This window comes from Rhizobium rosettiformans W3, assembly GCF_004912135.1.
Lineage (GTDB): Bacteria > Pseudomonadota > Alphaproteobacteria > Rhizobiales > Rhizobiaceae > Allorhizobium > Allorhizobium rosettiformans.
This window is the reverse complement of sequence record NZ_STGU01000006.1, coordinates 234,905-250,144: the sequence shown is the minus strand read 5'-3', so window position 1 is coordinate 250,144 and position 15,240 is coordinate 234,905. Positions and strand designations below refer to the sequence as shown.

Here is a 15,240-nt window from a genome sequence, read left to right as displayed (position 1 = left end):
GACGTGTTATGGTTTCGCCTCGAAGACATGGGGGTTCATATGACCAGAACGCAGGGCCTGATCATCTGGTTGCTCGTCGCCTGCTTTGCCGTGGCGCTGTTCCTCGTCAATCCGCTCGCCGATATTGCCGCCCGCTTCAGCCGTGACGTGATGGTCGGCAGCGGCGCGCTCTATGGAACACTGCGGGTGGCCAATTCGGTGATGAGTGTTGCCCGCGACGCCGATATCTCCGGCGGCGTCGGCGTTGCCTCGGTGACGGCCAGCCCCGGACAATTGCTGCAGCCGGTCATCAATACCATCGAGCGGCTCGTTGATCTCCTCTTCGGCCTCGCCATCGTCTCCGGCATTCTGTCGCTTGTACTGGTGCCCGTCGCCAAGGTTGCTTCCGTGGCACTCGGCGCCTGCGCGCTGTTTTCAGCGGGGCTGATCCTGACCGCACGTCAGGTGCCGCCCTTGCTGTCTCGCCTGACGAAGGCGGTCTTGGTTCTTGGTCTGCTCGGTGCCGTTCTGCTGCCGGCCTCTTATACGATTGCCTTTTACGCCGGTGACGCGATCACCGACCGTGCCTGGACCAATGCGACAGAGGTTTTCGACCGCATGCGCGGGCAGCAGGATCTAACCGGTGCCGACGTGGACGTGGTGCCGCCTGTGGAAACCCTGTCTCCCACCGATCGTATCCCGCCGGCGGAGGATGGCATGTTCGATCGCCTCGGCTCCGCCTTTACAGGCACCCTGCAGGCCGCGTCTGACATGGCGGAAACCGCAGCCGCGAATGCGCAGGTGATCCAGGATGGGGTGGCGATCTCGGCCGATCTCTTCACCGCCTCGATCGGGATCGCGACGGCCTATCTCGTCAAGCTGCTGGTCCTGCCGGTGTTGATCCTCGCAGCCTTCCTCTATCTGCTGCGGGCCGCGACGCGCTGAGCCATCACGCCCGTTTCAGCCGCTCCACCGCCATCAACACCCGTTCCGGCGTCGCCGGCGCATCGAGCCTCGGGCAGATGCGGTAATCGGCCACCGAGGCCACCGCCATGGAGAGCGCCTCCAGAACCGAGATCGCCAGCATGAAGGGCGGCTCGCCGACGGCCTTGGAGCGGCCGATGGTGGGTTCGGTGTTCTCAGACCAGGTGACCAGGCGGGTGTTGAAGATCTTCGGCCGGTCCGAGGCGAGCGGGATCTTGTAGGTCGAGGGGGCGTGCGTACGCAGCCGTCCCTTGCCGTCCCACCACAACTCTTCCGTGGTCAGCCAGCCCATGCCCTGCACGAAGCCGCCTTCGATCTGGCCGATGTCGATGACCGGGTTCAGAGACTTGCCGACGTCATGCAGAATGTCGGTGCGCTCCATCAGATATTCGCCCGTCAGCGTGTCGATCGAGACTTCCGAGCAGGCTGCCCCATAGGCGTAGTAGTAGAAGGGCGTGCCCCGGCCCGCAGCGCGGTCCCAGTGGATCTTCGGGGTCTTGTAGAAGCCGGCGGCAGACAGCTGGACGCGGCCGAAATAGGCCTGTTTGACGAAGTCGCCGAAGGAGAAGATCTGCTCTCCGACGCGCACCCGGTTCGGCAGGAACTCGACCTCCGAGGCGGGAACGCCGTATTTCTCGGCGGCAAAGGCGACCAGCCTTTCCTTGATCTGGCGGGCGGCGTCGTAAGCGGCCATGCCGTTGAGATCAGAGCCGGAGGAGGCGGCGGTGGCAGACGTGTTCGGCACCTTGGCCGTCGTTGTCGCCGTGATCTTCACCGTGTCGACATCGACCTGGAAACAGTCCGCAACCACCTGGGCGACCTTGGTGTAGAGGCCCTGGCCCATCTCCGTGCCGCCATGGTTCAGGTGGATCGAGCCGTCCTGATAGATATGGACGAGCGCGCCCGCCTGGTTGAAGGCGGTCATGGTGAAGGAGATGCCGAATTTCACCGGGGTGAGGGCGATACCCTTCCTGATGACCTGGCTGGTCCTGTTGAAGTCGATGATCGCCTGGCGGCGCGCCTGATAGTCGCAGGAGGTTTCGAGTTCCTCGACGACCTTCAGGATGATGTTGTCTTCCACCTGCTGGTGGTAGGGGGTCACATCGCGGCCCGAACCCTTCTCGCCGTAGAAATTGGCCTTTCGGATCTCCAGCGGGTCCTTTCCCAGCGCATAGGCGATCTCCTCGATCACCCGCTCGCCGCCCAGCATGCCTTGAGGCCCGCCGAAGCCGCGATAGGCGGTGTTGGAGACGGTATGGGTCTTCAAGGGCTGTGAGGTCAGCTTCACATGCGGATAGAAATAGCTGGAATCGGCATGGAAGAGGGCGCGGTCTGTAACTGGACCGGAAAGGTCCGAGGAGTAGCCGCAGCGGGCGGCGAAATTGGCCTCGATCGCGTGGATCTTTCCGTCGTCATCAAAGGCGACATCGAAATCCATCTTGAAGTCGTGGCGCTTGCCGGTGACGCCCATGTCCTCGTCGCGGTCGGGGCGGAATTTGACGGCGCGCTTCAGCTTCTTGGCTGCGAGTGCGGCGAGTGCCGCGAACTGGTTACCTTGGGTTTCCTTGCCGCCGAAGCCGCCGCCCATGCGCCGCATATTGACGGTCACGGCATTGGAGGGAATGTCGAGCACATGGCCGACAATGTGCTGGATTTCGGAAGGATGCTGGGTGGACGACCAGACGGTCACATCGTCGTCTTCGCCTGGAATGGCGAGCGCGATATGGCTCTCGAGATAGAAATGCTCCTGGCCGCCGATGCGCATCGAGCTCTTGATGCGGTGTTTGGCCTTGTCAAGTTCGGTCTCCGGCGTGCCGCGCTTCAGCGTCATGCCGGGCGTGACGAGCGGTGCGCCATTCTCCAGCGCGCCGTCGATATCGGTCCAGAAGGGCAGGTCTCGGTATTCGACCTTGGCAAGCCGCGCCGCCTTGCGGGCGGCATCCCGGGTCTCGGCGATGACGGCGAAGATGGTCTGGCCGTGGAATTCTATCCTGTCCGTCGCAATCAGCGGCTCGTCGTGGCGACCGCCGGAGGAGACATCGTTGACGCCGGTGATGTCGTTTGCGGTCAGCACATCGATCACGCCGGGATAGGCCTTCACCGCCGAAAGATCGATCGACAGGATCTCCGCATGGGCGCGATCCGCCATGCCGAGTGCGCCATGCAACAGGCCTGCGGGTTCGGGAATATCGTCGATATATTCGGCACTTCCGGCGACATGCTTGTGCGCTGAGTCATGCCGCAGCGACTGGTGCATCGGTCCCTTGATATATTTCGTCGTCTCGTAGGTCGCCTTATCCATGAAGGCCTCCGTCTCTAAATGTCGCGCGCGAGGTACCCCCCTCTGCCCTGCCGGGCATCTCCCCCACAAGGGGGGAGGGCGGGGTGGGGAAGCGGCGCGGCCTCACCCTCCCCTTGAGGGGGAGGGTCGGAGCGTAGCTCCGGGGTGGGGTGATGGACGATACATCTGCCCCGGTCCGTTGCATTGAACTCGCGGCCCGGATCACCCCCACCCGCCGCTTCGCGGCGACCTCCCCCCTCAAGGGGGAGGTGGGCAGTCGGCCAGCGGCCACTCTCCCCCCTTGTGGGGGAGATGTCGGCGCAGCCGACAGAGGGGGGCAACCCCAATGCAAAACGCTCCCCATCACGCCTCCTCCACCGCAAAGCGCTGCAGTTCCTGCGGCATGCCCGACACTTCCAGGAAGAACCGCGTCAGCAGGTTCTTTGCCGTCAGCTGGCGGTATTCCGCCGTGGCGCGCCAGTCGGTCAGCGGCTTGTAGTCGAGGTCGAAGGCGTGACGGGCGGCTTCGACCGTTGCTTGCGTGAAGGTCTTGCCGTAGAGCGCTGCCTCCACGGATCGGGCGCGTTTGGGCGTAGCCGCCATGCCACCGAAGGCGATGCGGATATGGGTGACGATGCCAGCCGCATCCATCTCCAGATGGAAGGCGCCGCAGAGTGCGGAGATGTCTTCGTCGCGACGCTTGGAGATCTTGTAGATCGCCACGTGGCTTTCCGCTTTCGGGCGGGGCACGAACAAGCTTTCGACGAATTCGCCCGGCTGGCGGTCCTGCTTGCCGTAGTCGATGAAGAAGTCCTCGAGCGGCAGGGTGCGGGTGCCGGAAGCCGAGCGCAGGGTGACGGTCGCACCCAGGGCGATGAGGGCCGGCGGGCTGTCGCCGATCGGCGAGCCGTTGGCGACATTGCCGCCGATCGTGCCCATGTTGCGCACCTGCTGACCGCCGATACGCTCGATCAGGCGACCGAAGGCGGGGATTTCACGGCGGAGTGCGGCGAAGGCCCTGGTGTAGCTGACGCCGGCGCCGAGCGTGATGCCGTCAGGCGAGACGGTGGTCTTCTGCAGGTCTTCCAGGTGGTTGATGAAGACCACCGGATCCAGAACGCGCATCTGCTTGGTGACCCAGAGCCCGACATCGGTGGCACCGGCAACCACGGTGGCCTTGGGATGGGCCGCGAGCGTGTTGGCAAGCGCTTCCACACTGCCAGGCACCACGAGGCTGCGGCCATCGGTGCCCTTCAGCAGGATGGTGTCGCGGGTGGAGAGGTCCTCCAGCCGCGCGATGATTTCGGCGCGCTCGCGCTCCAGCGGGTCGAAAAGAGCAGAGGGGCGGATGCGGGCAACCTGCTCGGCTGCCTTGACGATTGGCTCGTAACCCGTGCAGCGACAGAGATTGCCCTGCAGCGCCCGTTCTATCTCGGCACGGCCAGGGTTCTCCGAGGTCAGCCACAACCCGTAAAGCGACATGACGAAGCCCGGGGTGCAGAAGCCGCATTGCGAGCCGTGACAGTCGACCATGGCCTGCTGGACCGGATGCAGCGTGCCGTCCTTGGCGGCCAGATGCTCGACGGTCACGACATGGGTGGCATGCAACGAGCCAACGAAGCGGATGCAGGCATTGACCGTTTCATAGACCAGACGTCCCGAGACGAGGCGGCCGACCAGCACCGTGCAGGCGCCACAGTCGCCTTCCGCGCAGCCCTCCTTGGAGCCCGTCAGCCGGCGCTTCAGGCGCAGGTAATCGAGCAGCGTCTCGGTCGGGTCGAGGCTTGCAAGGGCGATATCCTCGCCGTTCAGAATGAAACGAATGCTGTCTGCCATGAACTGGTCTTGTCCCCTCGATGTCCGGCTGCCGGACGCGGCTGCGTCGCCCGATTTGTCGATGGTGGGCGGCGCAGCGTCATCTTTCAAGTCTATTGTGCTGTCCAGCCCCCATCAATGGAGATCGACGTGCCGGTGATCTGGCGGGCTGCGTCGCTCGCGAGGAAGATCGCGGTCTGGGCGACTTCGTCGATCGAGACGAATTCCTTGGTCGCCTGCAGTCGCAGCATGACCTCGGTCTTCACCTGTTCCTCCGAAATGCCCCGGGCCTTGGCCGTGTCCGGGATCTGCTTCTCGACCAGCGGTGTCAGCACATAACCCGGGCAGATCGCGTTGATCGTGATGCCGAATTCGGCGACTTCGAGGGCCACGGACTTGGTAAGCCCGAGGATGCCGTGCTTGGCCGTCACATAGGCCGACTTGAAGGGCGAGGCGACGAGGCCATGGGCCGAGGCGATGTTGATGATGCGGCCCATCTTCTTCGCCTTCATGCCGGGAACGACGGCGCGAATCGTGTGAAAGGCGCTCGACATGTTGATCGCGATGATCATGTCCCATTTGTCGACCGGAAAATCCTCGACCGGCGCGACATGCTGGATACCGGCATTGTTGACGAGCACGTCGACGCCGCCGAATTCACGCTCGGCCGTGGCGATCAAGTCGGCAATCTCCGCCGGCTTCGTCATGTCGGCGGCGTGGTAGAGCGCCTTGCCGCCCTTGTCCTCGAGCGACTTGCGGATGGCTTCGATCTCGGCTTTGTCGCCAAAGCCATTGATCACGACATTGGCGCCTTCAGCCGCAAAGGCGCGGGCGATACCCAGACCGATGCCGCTGGTGGAGCCGGTGACGACGACTGTTTTCTTCATCTGATTGTTCCTTCTCGACGGATGCCGATGGATGACGGGTGTCTTGTTGCACCCGCGAAGGCAAAGGTTAGTCCTAAAGGAAGTTCCCGTGCAACGGCGTTTTGCCGCAGCACCCGTGCCCCGGCTCTTGCCCCGGTTTCAACGAGACACAGTGTTCGCTCTCCGGGCCTTTTGTCTGCAGCCGCAAATCTCTATGTCTTGGGCCACTACACGCGATCAGGAGTCACGCCATGGAACTCGGGCTTTATACCTTTGCCGATGTCGATCCCAATGCTGCCAACAAGGGGGCCGACGCCAAGCGGCGGGTCGACGAGTTGCTGGCCGAGATCAAGCTCGCCGATGAAGTGGGGCTCGATGTCTTCGGCCTCGGCGAGCATCACCGCCCTGACTACATGGCGTCCTCGCCCGCTACGATCCTGGCGGCCGCTGCCGTGCAGACCAAGAACATCCGGCTGACGAGTGCCGTTTCGGTCCTCTCCTCGGATGATCCGGTGCGCGTCTTCCAGCAATATGCCACCGTCGACCTGCTCTCCAACGGCCGTACCGAGATGATGGTCGGTCGCGGCTCCTTCATCGAGAGTTTTCCGCTCTTCGGCTATGACCTCGAAGACTATGATCTGCTGTTTGCCGAGAAGCTGCAGCTGCTCATGGAGATCCGCGAAAACGAGGTGGTCACCTGGGAAGGGCAGACCCGCAAGCCGATCCAGGGCAGGGGCGTCTATCCCCGTCCGCTGCAGGATCTGCTGCCGCTCTGGATCGCGATCGGCGGTACGCCGCAGTCGGCGGCGCGTGCCGGTTATCTCGGCCTGCCGCTGGCGCTTGCCATCATCGGCGGCGAGCCGCATCGGTTTGCCCCCTTCTTCGATCTCTATCGTCAGAGTGCGGCCAAGGCCGGTGTCGACCTGAAGACGCTGAAGACCTCCATCAACGTTCACGGCTTTATCCACGACACGACGGAATCGGCGGCCGATATCTTCTACGAGCCGCAGGCGGAGGTGATGAACCGCATCGGTCGTGAGCGTGGATGGGGCCCGACCAACCGTGCCCAGTTTGATGCCTCGCGCGGTCCTCGCGGGGCGCTCTTTGTCGGCGACCCGGAAGCCGTGGCCGAAAAGATCGTCGCCATGCACGGGATCTTCAAGAATGACCGCTTCCTGATGCAGATGGCGATCGGCCCGATGCCGCACAAGGAACTGATGCGCGGGATCGAGCTCTTCGGAACAAAAGTCGCGCCGCTGGTTCGGAAGGCGTTGACGGAGAAGGCATCCGCCGCCTAAGGCAGCGGTCACCCCCACCGGAGAGCAGTGAAGGACCGATATGATCGTCGAAACCGAAGAGGACCTCACGCGTCTCAAAGACATCGGACGGATCTGCGCGACGGCGGTCAAGACCATGGCGGCAGCACTCGAGCCGGGCATCACCACCCGCGAGCTCGACCAGATCGGGCGCAAGGTGCTTGAGGAGAACGGCGCACAGTCGGCGCCGGAGCTCTGTTACAAGTTTCCGGGCGCCACCTGCATCTCGGTGAACGAAGAGATCGCCCATGGCATTCCCGGCGACCGGGTGATCAAGGCGGGCGATCTCGTCAATATCGATGTGTCGGCGGAGAAGCTCGGCTATTTCGGCGACACCGGGCAATCCTTCATCGTGCCGCCGGGCACGACCAAGCTCGAACGGCTTCTGCGGGATGGCAAGCGGGCGCTTTGGGTGGGCCTCAACCAGGTCAAGACCGGCAGGCCGCTCGCCGATATCGGCAATTCGATCGGGGCCTTTGCCAAGAAGAACCGCTATACGCTGATCACCAATCTCGCGAGCCATGGCGTCGGTCGCTCGTTGCACGAAGAGCCGACCGAGCTTTCCACCTGGCCCGATCCAGACGAGACACGGGTGATGGAGGAGGGGCTGGTGTTCACTATCGAACCGTTTCTCTCGCTCGGCGGCCAATGGGCCGAGGACGGTGAAAAGGACGACTGGACGCTTTACAGCGAGCCGCGGGCACCGACGGTGCAATTCGAACACACGATCGTGGTGACCCGGAACGGGCCGCTGGTGCTGACGCTCGCCGACTGAGGCGAGCGCTCTGACGTCACTTCCGTCTTACTCGGACTTCGAGAAGGCGACGGCGACGCCCTTCTTCTTGAAATAGGACTGCATGATCTTGCGGCCCTGGCGGTTCGACTGGGCGAGCTTCGACGGCTCGAACACGGCTTCCTTCACACCCTCACGCGCCATCGCCGCCTTCAGCGCCGCGATGTGTGCGTCGATCTCTTCATTGTCGTTGTTGATCGAGGTGTAGATGTTGTCGATGGCCTGCTGCAGGCTGAGGTCGCTCATGGGGCACTCCTGAAAAAGCTTTGACCTTTCCCTAGCGATTTTTGAAGAGGAGGCAAGGACGGCGTAAATCAACAGCCGCGACCTAACCTTACCGACCCTTAATTTTGGCGGGGGTAATTCTGCCACAATTTGGCGATGCCATTGCTGGGCGGAACCTTCTGCCCTAGGTTCCCGCCAGGTTCTACAGGACTTCTCCTACACGAAGGTTTTCCGCGTGTTTCACTCCTTCTTTCCGCAGCCCAAGCTGTTCTTCACTTCGGCGGCCCTCTGGACGCTCGTCTGCATCATCGTCTGGTACACGGTCGGACCCGAGATCGGTTCCGCTCTGGGAATGCCGCCACTGGCAGAGGGACAGCAGCCGCCCGTCGGGCTCGCCTCCTTCTTCACGCCGGATAATCTCTGGTTCTACCTCTACTTCACCATCTTCGTGGTGATCTTCGGTGTCGCCTGGCAGTTGGTCGCGCGCGACCATCCCTGGACCAACTGGTCGATCTGGGGCTCGGCCTTCATCATCTTCATCGCCTATTTCAGCGTGCAGATCTCGGTCGCCGTCAACAACTGGCGCGGCCCGTTCTTCGACCTCTTCCAGAAGGCGCTGAATGGTGACGGCACGGTGACCGCCGGCCAGCTTTACGAGCTGCAGCTTCGCTTCCTCGAGATCGGCATGGTCGGCGTGACGCTCTCGGTCGTCACTGCCTTCTTCACCAACCACTATGTCTTCCGCTGGCGCAACGCGATGAACGACTTCTACATGTCGAAGTGGGACAAGCTGCGTCACATCGAAGGTGCCTCGCAGCGTGTCCAGGAAGATACGATGCGGTTTGCCAACATTCTCGAAGGTCTCGGCGTTGCCCTGATCAACTCGGTGATGACGCTCGTGGTCTTCCTGCCGATCCTCTTCCGCATGTCGGAGAATGTCAGCGAATTGCCGATCCTCGGCGCCATCCCCCATTCGCTGTTCTGGCTGGCTATCGCCTGGTCGGCCTTCGGCACCATCCTTCTCATGGTCGCCGGCATCAAGCTGCCGGGTCTGCAGTTCCGCAACCAGCGCGTCGAGGCTGCGTTCCGTAAGGAGCTGGTCTATGGCGAAGATAATGCCGAACGTGCCCAGCCAGTCACGGTCAGGGAGCTCTTCTCCAACGTCCGCCGCAACTATTTCCGCATGTACTGGCACTACACCTACTTCAACGTCGCCCGCTACACCTACGGCCAGCTCGACGCCCTGTTCCTCACCTTCATCCTGATCCCGACGGTCGTGGCCGGACGCATCACCATGGGCGTGTGGCAGCAGATCGCGACCGCCTTCGGTCAGGTGACGGACAGCTTCCAGTATCTCGTCAGCTACTGGTCGACGATCATCGAGCTCCTGTCGATCCACAAGCGTCTTGCGGCCTTCGAGGCAGCCATCGATGGCGAACCGCTGCCGGAAATCGATCAGCGCTATCTGTTGCGCGAGGCAGCCGAAGGTGAAATCGCGGCGGACCGTCCCTACTAAGGGTCAGCGACTGCACGAAACCGAGAAGGCCGCGCCGGGAAAACAGCGCGGCCTTTTTCTTTTGGGGCAATCAAAGGTCAGGCCAGCGGAGACGCAACCGTCGTTTCAATTGGGGCCGGAGCCTCCAACACGGCATAGGCCTCCGGCTGGGTGAACAGCGACAGGCCGATCGCGACGGCGCCGATGGTGGCGGCGATGACGCAGGCGCAGGCGATGAGAAACAGGATCTTCATGATTACCCCTGAGGTTTTGCTCGCTCATATCGGGGCAAAGCCTGCCCAAGTAAATGCGTCATGCGATCACATGGCGCCGGGTGCAGCCTTCCCAGCGTTGCGGTTCTCAAGCATGTCGAGCGCCTCGGCATAGGTCACGCAGGCGACGTCGGGACGAGGACAGACTTCCGCGACCAGCCGTTCCATGGCGGCCCAATAGGCGCTGCCATTCATGGTGACGAAGTGCAGGCCGATCTGCAGTGGGATCCGGTCGCCCTCATATTGTCTGTCGAAGGCCTTGCGGAACGCCTCGTAGCTCCGCTCGGCAAACTCGTTGCCCTTCGAGGGATGATCGATGCCGGCCGAATGGCGGATGAAGAGATTGTAGTCCATGGCGATGATCCGCCGCTCCTTCGGCCCCTCGGGGATCAGCGGCAGACCGAAGCGGGCGAGGCCCTTGTCGTCTGCGGGCAACTCCGGATCATGGGTCACAATGCTCGCATCGTAGCGAAAGCCGTGTTCGCGCTCGGCCTCAAACAGGCTGTCGGGGGCGGAGAGATAGGGGGCGCGGAAACCGGTGATGTCGTTCTCGACGAAATCGGCCCAGCCCTCCGGTTCGCGATCGGCAAGCCCGTTGTCCTTCCAGGCGTTGAGAAGAACCCGATCGAAGGCCTTGAACTCCTTCAACCATTCCGCCTTCGACCAGTCCTTGCCGTCGAAATGTCCGCAGGTGTGGCTGGCGATCTCGTGGCCCTCGGTCCGGGCCTTCCAGATGTGATCAAGCCGAACCGAGACTTCCTCGGCATCCTGTGCAAAGCCGATGTTTGAGCGGCCGGATTTCATGCCCGGTGCCTTGTAGTCTTCGGCGCGGGCGCGCGGGATCAACGTGGTGCAGGAGAGGAAGTAGGTGAAATGGGCGCCAGTCCGTTCGGCAAGCGCCCGGCTGCGAGCCCACAGCCTGTTGTCATGGGCACCGTCGAAGGAGATGAGCAGAAGCTGTTTCGGGCGGGCTTCGTCCGCGCCATTTGCCGCAGGGGGCGGCTCTGTTGCCAGCGCGGTGGAGGCCGTGAGGGCAAGGGACAAGGCAATCAGGCGATGAAACATCAGCAAATATCCGGCAATCAACACGCCGTGTGCCTCCCACCCAAATGCGGCGAAGCTTTGAACGCACTGGAAATTCGCTTTGCGGACCAGTAAGGCTTGGGGCAACTCGACCTGAAAGGTTCTCACTCATGACGCTTCTCATTCTCGGCATCATCCTGTTTGTCGCCACCCATCTGATCCGGGTCGTCGCCCCCGGTTTCCGGCTGTCGATGATCGAGCGCTTCGGGGATAAGGGCTGGCGGGTGATCAATTCGGTGATGAGCCTCGTGTCGCTGATCGTGCTGATCTGGGGCTATGCATCGGCGCCGGTCATCAATCTCTGGTTCCCGCCCATGGGCATGAACCATTTGACGACGACGCTGATGTTGTTTGCGATGATCTGTCTGGTCGCCGGCTTCCTACCGGCCGGGCATATCGCCACCAAGACCAAGCATCCGATCGTGCTGTCGATCAAGATCTGGGCCGCCGCCCACCTTCTTGCCAATGGCGATCTTGCTTCCGTCCTGCTCTTTGCTTCGCTGCTCGCCTGGGGTGTCATTCTGCGGATCAACTACAAGCGGCGTGTCCGGGCCGGTGAGCTCGTGCTCAAGCCCTTCGTTTCGGCCCGCTACGATGCGATCGCCGTTGTCGGCGGCATCGTGCTCTGGGCCGTCATCCTCATGTGGCTGCACGAACTGTTGATCGGGGTTGCACCGCTTGCCATGTGACGGCTTAAGGCTGTTGGCGGTTTTCCCCTTACAAGCGGGCAAAAATCCGCTAGAAGGCCGCTCACGCATGAGAGACTACATCGAAAGGCCGGCATTGCCCGGAGGTATGAATGGTTGACCAGAACGACAGCTTTATCCGCGAAGTGAACGAGGAGCTCCGCTCCGACCAGGTGCGCAATGCCTGGAAGCGCTACAGCCGCATCATCATCGGTGCTGCCGTGGTGATCGTTCTCGGCACGGCTGGCCATCGCCTCTGGACCCATTGGGACTCGACCCAGGCGTCGGATGCCGGCGACAAGTTCCTTGCCGCGCTGACGCTCGCCGACCAGGGCAAGCGCGATGAGGCGGAAGCCGCCCTGCAGGCGCTGGAACAGGACGGTTACGGTGCCTATGGCATTCTCGCCCGCTTCCGTGCCGCGTCGGTTCTCGCCGAAAAGGGTGACCCTTCGGGCGCCGTTGCCTCGTTCAAGACGATTGGCGACGACGCCTCGATCCCGGAAGCGGTTCGCAACACTGCCAAGGTGCGGGCCGCATGGCTGCTGGTCGACACCGGAAGCTACGAAGACGTTTCGGCGATGGTCGAAGCCATGGCCACGCCGACCAATGCCATGCGCCATGCCGCCCGCGAAGCGCTGGGTCTTGCCGCCTACAAGGCGGGTGACATGACCCGTGCGCGCGAATGGTTCGAGCAGATCGTGGAAGATGCCGAAGCGCCGCGCAATGTCGCCAACCGCGCCCAGATGCTGCTCGACAACATCAAGGCCTCCGGCAAGGCCCCGTAACAACGACAAGGCCTGAACGGCCGGAAAGCTAGCGTTCCTATGAGTTTCACAGTCGCCATCGTCGGGCGTCCGAATGTCGGCAAGTCCACGCTTTTCAACCGTCTGGTCGGAAAGAAGCTGGCGCTTGTCGATGATACGCCGGGGGTTACCCGCGACCGCCGGCCGGGCGAGGCCAAACTCGTTGACCTGCGTTTCACCATCATCGATACCGCCGGTCTCGAAGAGGCCGGTGCCGATACGCTTGAAGGTCGTATGCGCGCCCAGACGGAAGCTGCGATCGATGAGGCGGATCTGTCGCTTCTCGTCGTCGACGCCAAGTTCGGCCTGACCCCGCTCGACAAGACGCTGGCCGAAATGCTGCGCCGGCGTGGAAAGCCGGTCGTGCTCGTTGCCAACAAATCGGAAGCGCGCGGATCCGACGCCGGCTTCTACGACGCCTATACGTTGGGCCTCGGCGAGCCGGTGCCGATCTCGGCCGAACACGGCCAAGGCATGATCGACCTGCGCGACGCGATCGTCGAGGCGATCGGCGAGGAGCGCGCCTTCCCGGAACCGGACGATGAAGCCGAGACCGATGTGGTGCTCTCGCAGGACGGCGAGTTCGACGACGAGGATGACGAGGCGGAGCCCGAATACGACGACAGCAAGCCGCTGCGCGTTGCGATCGTCGGTCGTCCGAATGCCGGCAAGTCGACGCTGATCAACCGTTTCCTCGGTGAAGACCGCCTGCTGACCGGTCCGGAAGCCGGCATCACCCGCGATTCCATCTCGGTCGAATGGGACTGGCGCGGTCGCACCATCAAGATGTTCGACACGGCCGGCATGCGCCGCAAGGCGCGCGTGCAGGAGAAGCTCGAAAAGCTGTCGGTTGCCGATACGCTGCGTGCCGTGCGTTTCGCCGAAACCGTGGTCATCATCTTCGATGCGACCATTCCCTTCGAAAAGCAGGATCTGCAGATCGTCGACTTCGTCATCCGCGAAGGCCGCGCTGCCGTTCTCGCCTTCAACAAGTGGGATTTGGTCGAAGACCCGCAGGCCGTTCTTGCAGACCTGCGCGAGAAGACAGAGCGTCTGCTGCCCCAAGCGCGCGGCATTCGCGCGGTGCCGATTTCCGGCCAGACCGGTTACGGCCTCGACAAGCTGATGCAGAACATCGTCGACACCGACAAGGTGTGGAACAAGCGTATCTCGACGGCCAAGCTCAACCGCTGGCTCGATGCGGTCACGACCCAGCATCCGCCACCGGCCGTCTCCGGCCGTCGCCTGAAGCTCAAATACATGACCCAGGTGAAGGCGCGTCCGCCGGCCTTCATGATTTCCTGTACGCGGCCTGACGCGCTGCCGGAAAGCTATGTGCGTTACCTGACCAATGGTCTGCGCGCCGATTTCGACATGCCGGGCGTGCCGATCCGCATCCACTTCAAGGCGGGCGAGAACCCGTTCGAGGGCCGCAAGCGGCGGCGGTAATCGACGCCGGCTATTCGGTGGCAGGGCGTCCGTGGGCGTCGATCTCGGCCGGGCGGGCGCCGAAGCGCTGGCGCAGACCGCGCTTGCGGCGCTGCTCCTTGGCCTCCACAACATTGTCGAAGAATTGCTGCGTGGCGGCTTCCCAGGAATAGGTCTCGGCCAGCCTGCGGGCTGACGCCGGCGAGGCCTGAAGGGCTGCGATGCAGGCGATCTGCAGGTCGTGGTCGAGCGCGCCGGCATTCGAGCCTGCCGGGATGATGTCGACCGGACCGGTCACGGGGTAGGCGGCGACGGGCACGCCAGACGCCAGCGCTTCCAGGATGGTATTGCCGAAGGTGTCGGTCTTTGACGGGAAGACGAAGACATCAGCTTCGGCATAGGCACGCGCGAGGTCCTCGCCATGCTTGACGCCGGTAAAGAGCACGTCCGGATAGCGCGCCTGCAGTTCCTCGCGGGCCGGGCCATCTCCGACCACCACTTTCGAGCCCGGCAGATCGAGATCGAGGAAGGCGGGAAGGTTCTTTTCCACGGCCACACGGCCGACCGTCATGAAGATCGGGCGTGGCAGGCCGAAGGGTTTCTCCGATTTCTCGCGCGGCCGGAAATGGGCGGTATCGATGCCGCGGCTCCAGAGGCAGAGATTGTTGATGCCGCGGGCGGCCAGTTCCCGGCGCAGGCTCTCGGTCGCCACCATGCAGGCGCCGCCGCGATTGTGAAACCAGCGGACAAAGGCATAGAGCCAGGCGAGCGGCACCGGCAGCCGGGCTGCCACATATTCCGGGAAACGGGTGTGGTAGGTCGTCGAGAAGGGGCGCTTGTTGCGGATGCACCAGTGGCGCGCCATCAGGCCAAGCGGCCCTTCGGTCGCGATATGCACGTAGTCAGGTCTTTGCGCCTCGATCATCCGTCCAATGCGGCCGGGCGTGGCAAGCGAGAGCCGGATTTCGGGATAGGTGGGCATCGGAATGCTGCGGAAGGGCTCGGGCGTGATCATCGAGACCTCGACGCCCATCGCCTTCAGTTCACGGTTGGTGGTCTCGATCGAGCGGACGACCCCGTTCACCTGCGGGTGCCAGGCATCGGTCACGATGGTCAGTTTCGGCATGGCGTGTCCGCCCTCATCCGAACGGCCGCCGCAGCGGCGATTCTCTCACAAGCTCTTGGCGCCTTATGGGCGGGGAACATTACAGCTT

Annotated in this window: 14 protein-coding genes; 7 read left to right on the top strand and 7 right to left on the bottom strand. The window is 63.0% G+C overall.

All coding sequences use genetic code 11. The annotated features are described in order from the left end of the window. Nucleotides 1-39: 39 nt before the first annotated feature. The gene (locus FAA86_RS13345) at nt 40-924 is read left to right on the top strand and encodes a hypothetical protein (protein WP_136541296.1); all 885 of its coding nucleotides are present in this window, start codon (nt 40-42) and stop codon (nt 922-924) included. A gap of 4 nt (nt 925-928) precedes the next feature. On the opposite strand, the gene xdhB is transcribed toward FAA86_RS13345, so the two are convergent. The 3 genes from xdhB to FAA86_RS13325 form a co-directional block, all read right to left on the bottom strand. Beyond that, the gene (gene xdhB / locus FAA86_RS13340) at nt 929-3,265 is read right to left on the bottom strand and encodes a xanthine dehydrogenase molybdopterin binding subunit (RefSeq protein WP_136541294.1); all 2,337 of its coding nucleotides are present in this window, start codon (nt 3,263-3,265) and stop codon (nt 929-931) included. Between the two features lie 342 nt (nt 3,266-3,607). Then, nucleotides 3,608-5,080 carry a xanthine dehydrogenase small subunit gene (gene xdhA / locus FAA86_RS13330; RefSeq protein WP_136541290.1) on the bottom strand — a complete coding sequence of 491 codons (1,473 nt, stop codon included), beginning with the start codon at nt 5,078-5,080 and terminating at the stop codon, nt 3,608-3,610. Nucleotides 5,081-5,172: 92 nt separating this feature from the next. Then, nucleotides 5,173-5,946: a 3-hydroxybutyrate dehydrogenase gene (locus FAA86_RS13325; protein WP_136541288.1), complete on the bottom strand. Its 774-nt coding sequence runs from the start codon at nt 5,944-5,946 to the stop codon at nt 5,173-5,175. Between the two features lie 230 nt (nt 5,947-6,176). Between FAA86_RS13325 and FAA86_RS13320 the strand changes: the two genes are divergently transcribed. Both FAA86_RS13320 and map read left to right on the top strand, forming a co-directional pair. After that, nucleotides 6,177-7,223 carry an LLM class flavin-dependent oxidoreductase gene (locus tag FAA86_RS13320; protein ID WP_136541286.1) on the top strand — a complete coding sequence of 349 codons (1,047 nt, stop codon included), beginning with the start codon at nt 6,177-6,179 and terminating at the stop codon, nt 7,221-7,223. 40 nt (nt 7,224-7,263) lie between these two features. Next, nucleotides 7,264-8,016 (top strand): type I methionyl aminopeptidase, encoded by a 753-nt coding sequence (gene map, locus FAA86_RS13315; protein ID WP_136541284.1) that lies wholly within the window; start codon nt 7,264-7,266, stop codon nt 8,014-8,016. Between the two features lie 27 nt (nt 8,017-8,043). Here map and FAA86_RS13310 read toward each other — a convergent pair whose 3' ends face one another. Then, the gene (locus FAA86_RS13310) at nt 8,044-8,280 is read right to left on the bottom strand and encodes a hypothetical protein (protein ID WP_113458673.1); all 237 of its coding nucleotides are present in this window, start codon (nt 8,278-8,280) and stop codon (nt 8,044-8,046) included. A 214-nt stretch (nt 8,281-8,494) separates the two neighbouring features. Here FAA86_RS13310 and sbmA point away from each other — a divergent pair, with 214 nt between their 5' ends. Further along, a complete protein-coding gene (gene sbmA / locus FAA86_RS13305; protein WP_136541282.1) occupies nt 8,495-9,775 on the top strand; it encodes a peptide antibiotic transporter SbmA in 1,281 nt (426 codons plus the stop codon). Between the two features lie 77 nt (nt 9,776-9,852). Here sbmA and FAA86_RS24615 read toward each other — a convergent pair whose 3' ends face one another. Further along, nucleotides 9,853-10,008 (bottom strand): hypothetical protein, encoded by a 156-nt coding sequence (locus FAA86_RS24615; RefSeq protein WP_167494974.1) that lies wholly within the window; start codon nt 10,006-10,008, stop codon nt 9,853-9,855. A gap of 66 nt (nt 10,009-10,074) precedes the next feature. Beyond that, the gene (locus FAA86_RS13300; protein ID WP_136541280.1) at nt 10,075-11,091 is read right to left on the bottom strand and encodes a polysaccharide deacetylase family protein; all 1,017 of its coding nucleotides are present in this window, start codon (nt 11,089-11,091) and stop codon (nt 10,075-10,077) included. A gap of 128 nt (nt 11,092-11,219) precedes the next feature. Here FAA86_RS13300 and FAA86_RS13295 point away from each other — a divergent pair, with 128 nt between their 5' ends. From FAA86_RS13295 to der, 3 genes are all read left to right on the top strand, one after another. Next, nucleotides 11,220-11,798 (top strand): NnrU family protein, encoded by a 579-nt coding sequence (locus FAA86_RS13295; protein ID WP_136541278.1) that lies wholly within the window; start codon nt 11,220-11,222, stop codon nt 11,796-11,798. A gap of 110 nt (nt 11,799-11,908) precedes the next feature. Then, nucleotides 11,909-12,580 carry a tetratricopeptide repeat protein gene (locus FAA86_RS13290; RefSeq protein WP_136541276.1) on the top strand — a complete coding sequence of 224 codons (672 nt, stop codon included), beginning with the start codon at nt 11,909-11,911 and terminating at the stop codon, nt 12,578-12,580. Between the two features lie 39 nt (nt 12,581-12,619). Beyond that, nucleotides 12,620-14,047 carry a ribosome biogenesis GTPase Der gene (gene der, locus FAA86_RS13285; protein ID WP_136541274.1) on the top strand — a complete coding sequence of 476 codons (1,428 nt, stop codon included), beginning with the start codon at nt 12,620-12,622 and terminating at the stop codon, nt 14,045-14,047. Nucleotides 14,048-14,057: 10 nt separating this feature from the next. Here the strand turns inward: der and FAA86_RS13280 are convergent, their stop codons facing one another. Beyond that, nucleotides 14,058-15,152: a glycosyltransferase family 4 protein gene (locus tag FAA86_RS13280; protein WP_136541272.1), complete on the bottom strand. Its 1,095-nt coding sequence runs from the start codon at nt 15,150-15,152 to the stop codon at nt 14,058-14,060. Nucleotides 15,153-15,240: the final 88 nt, after the last annotated feature.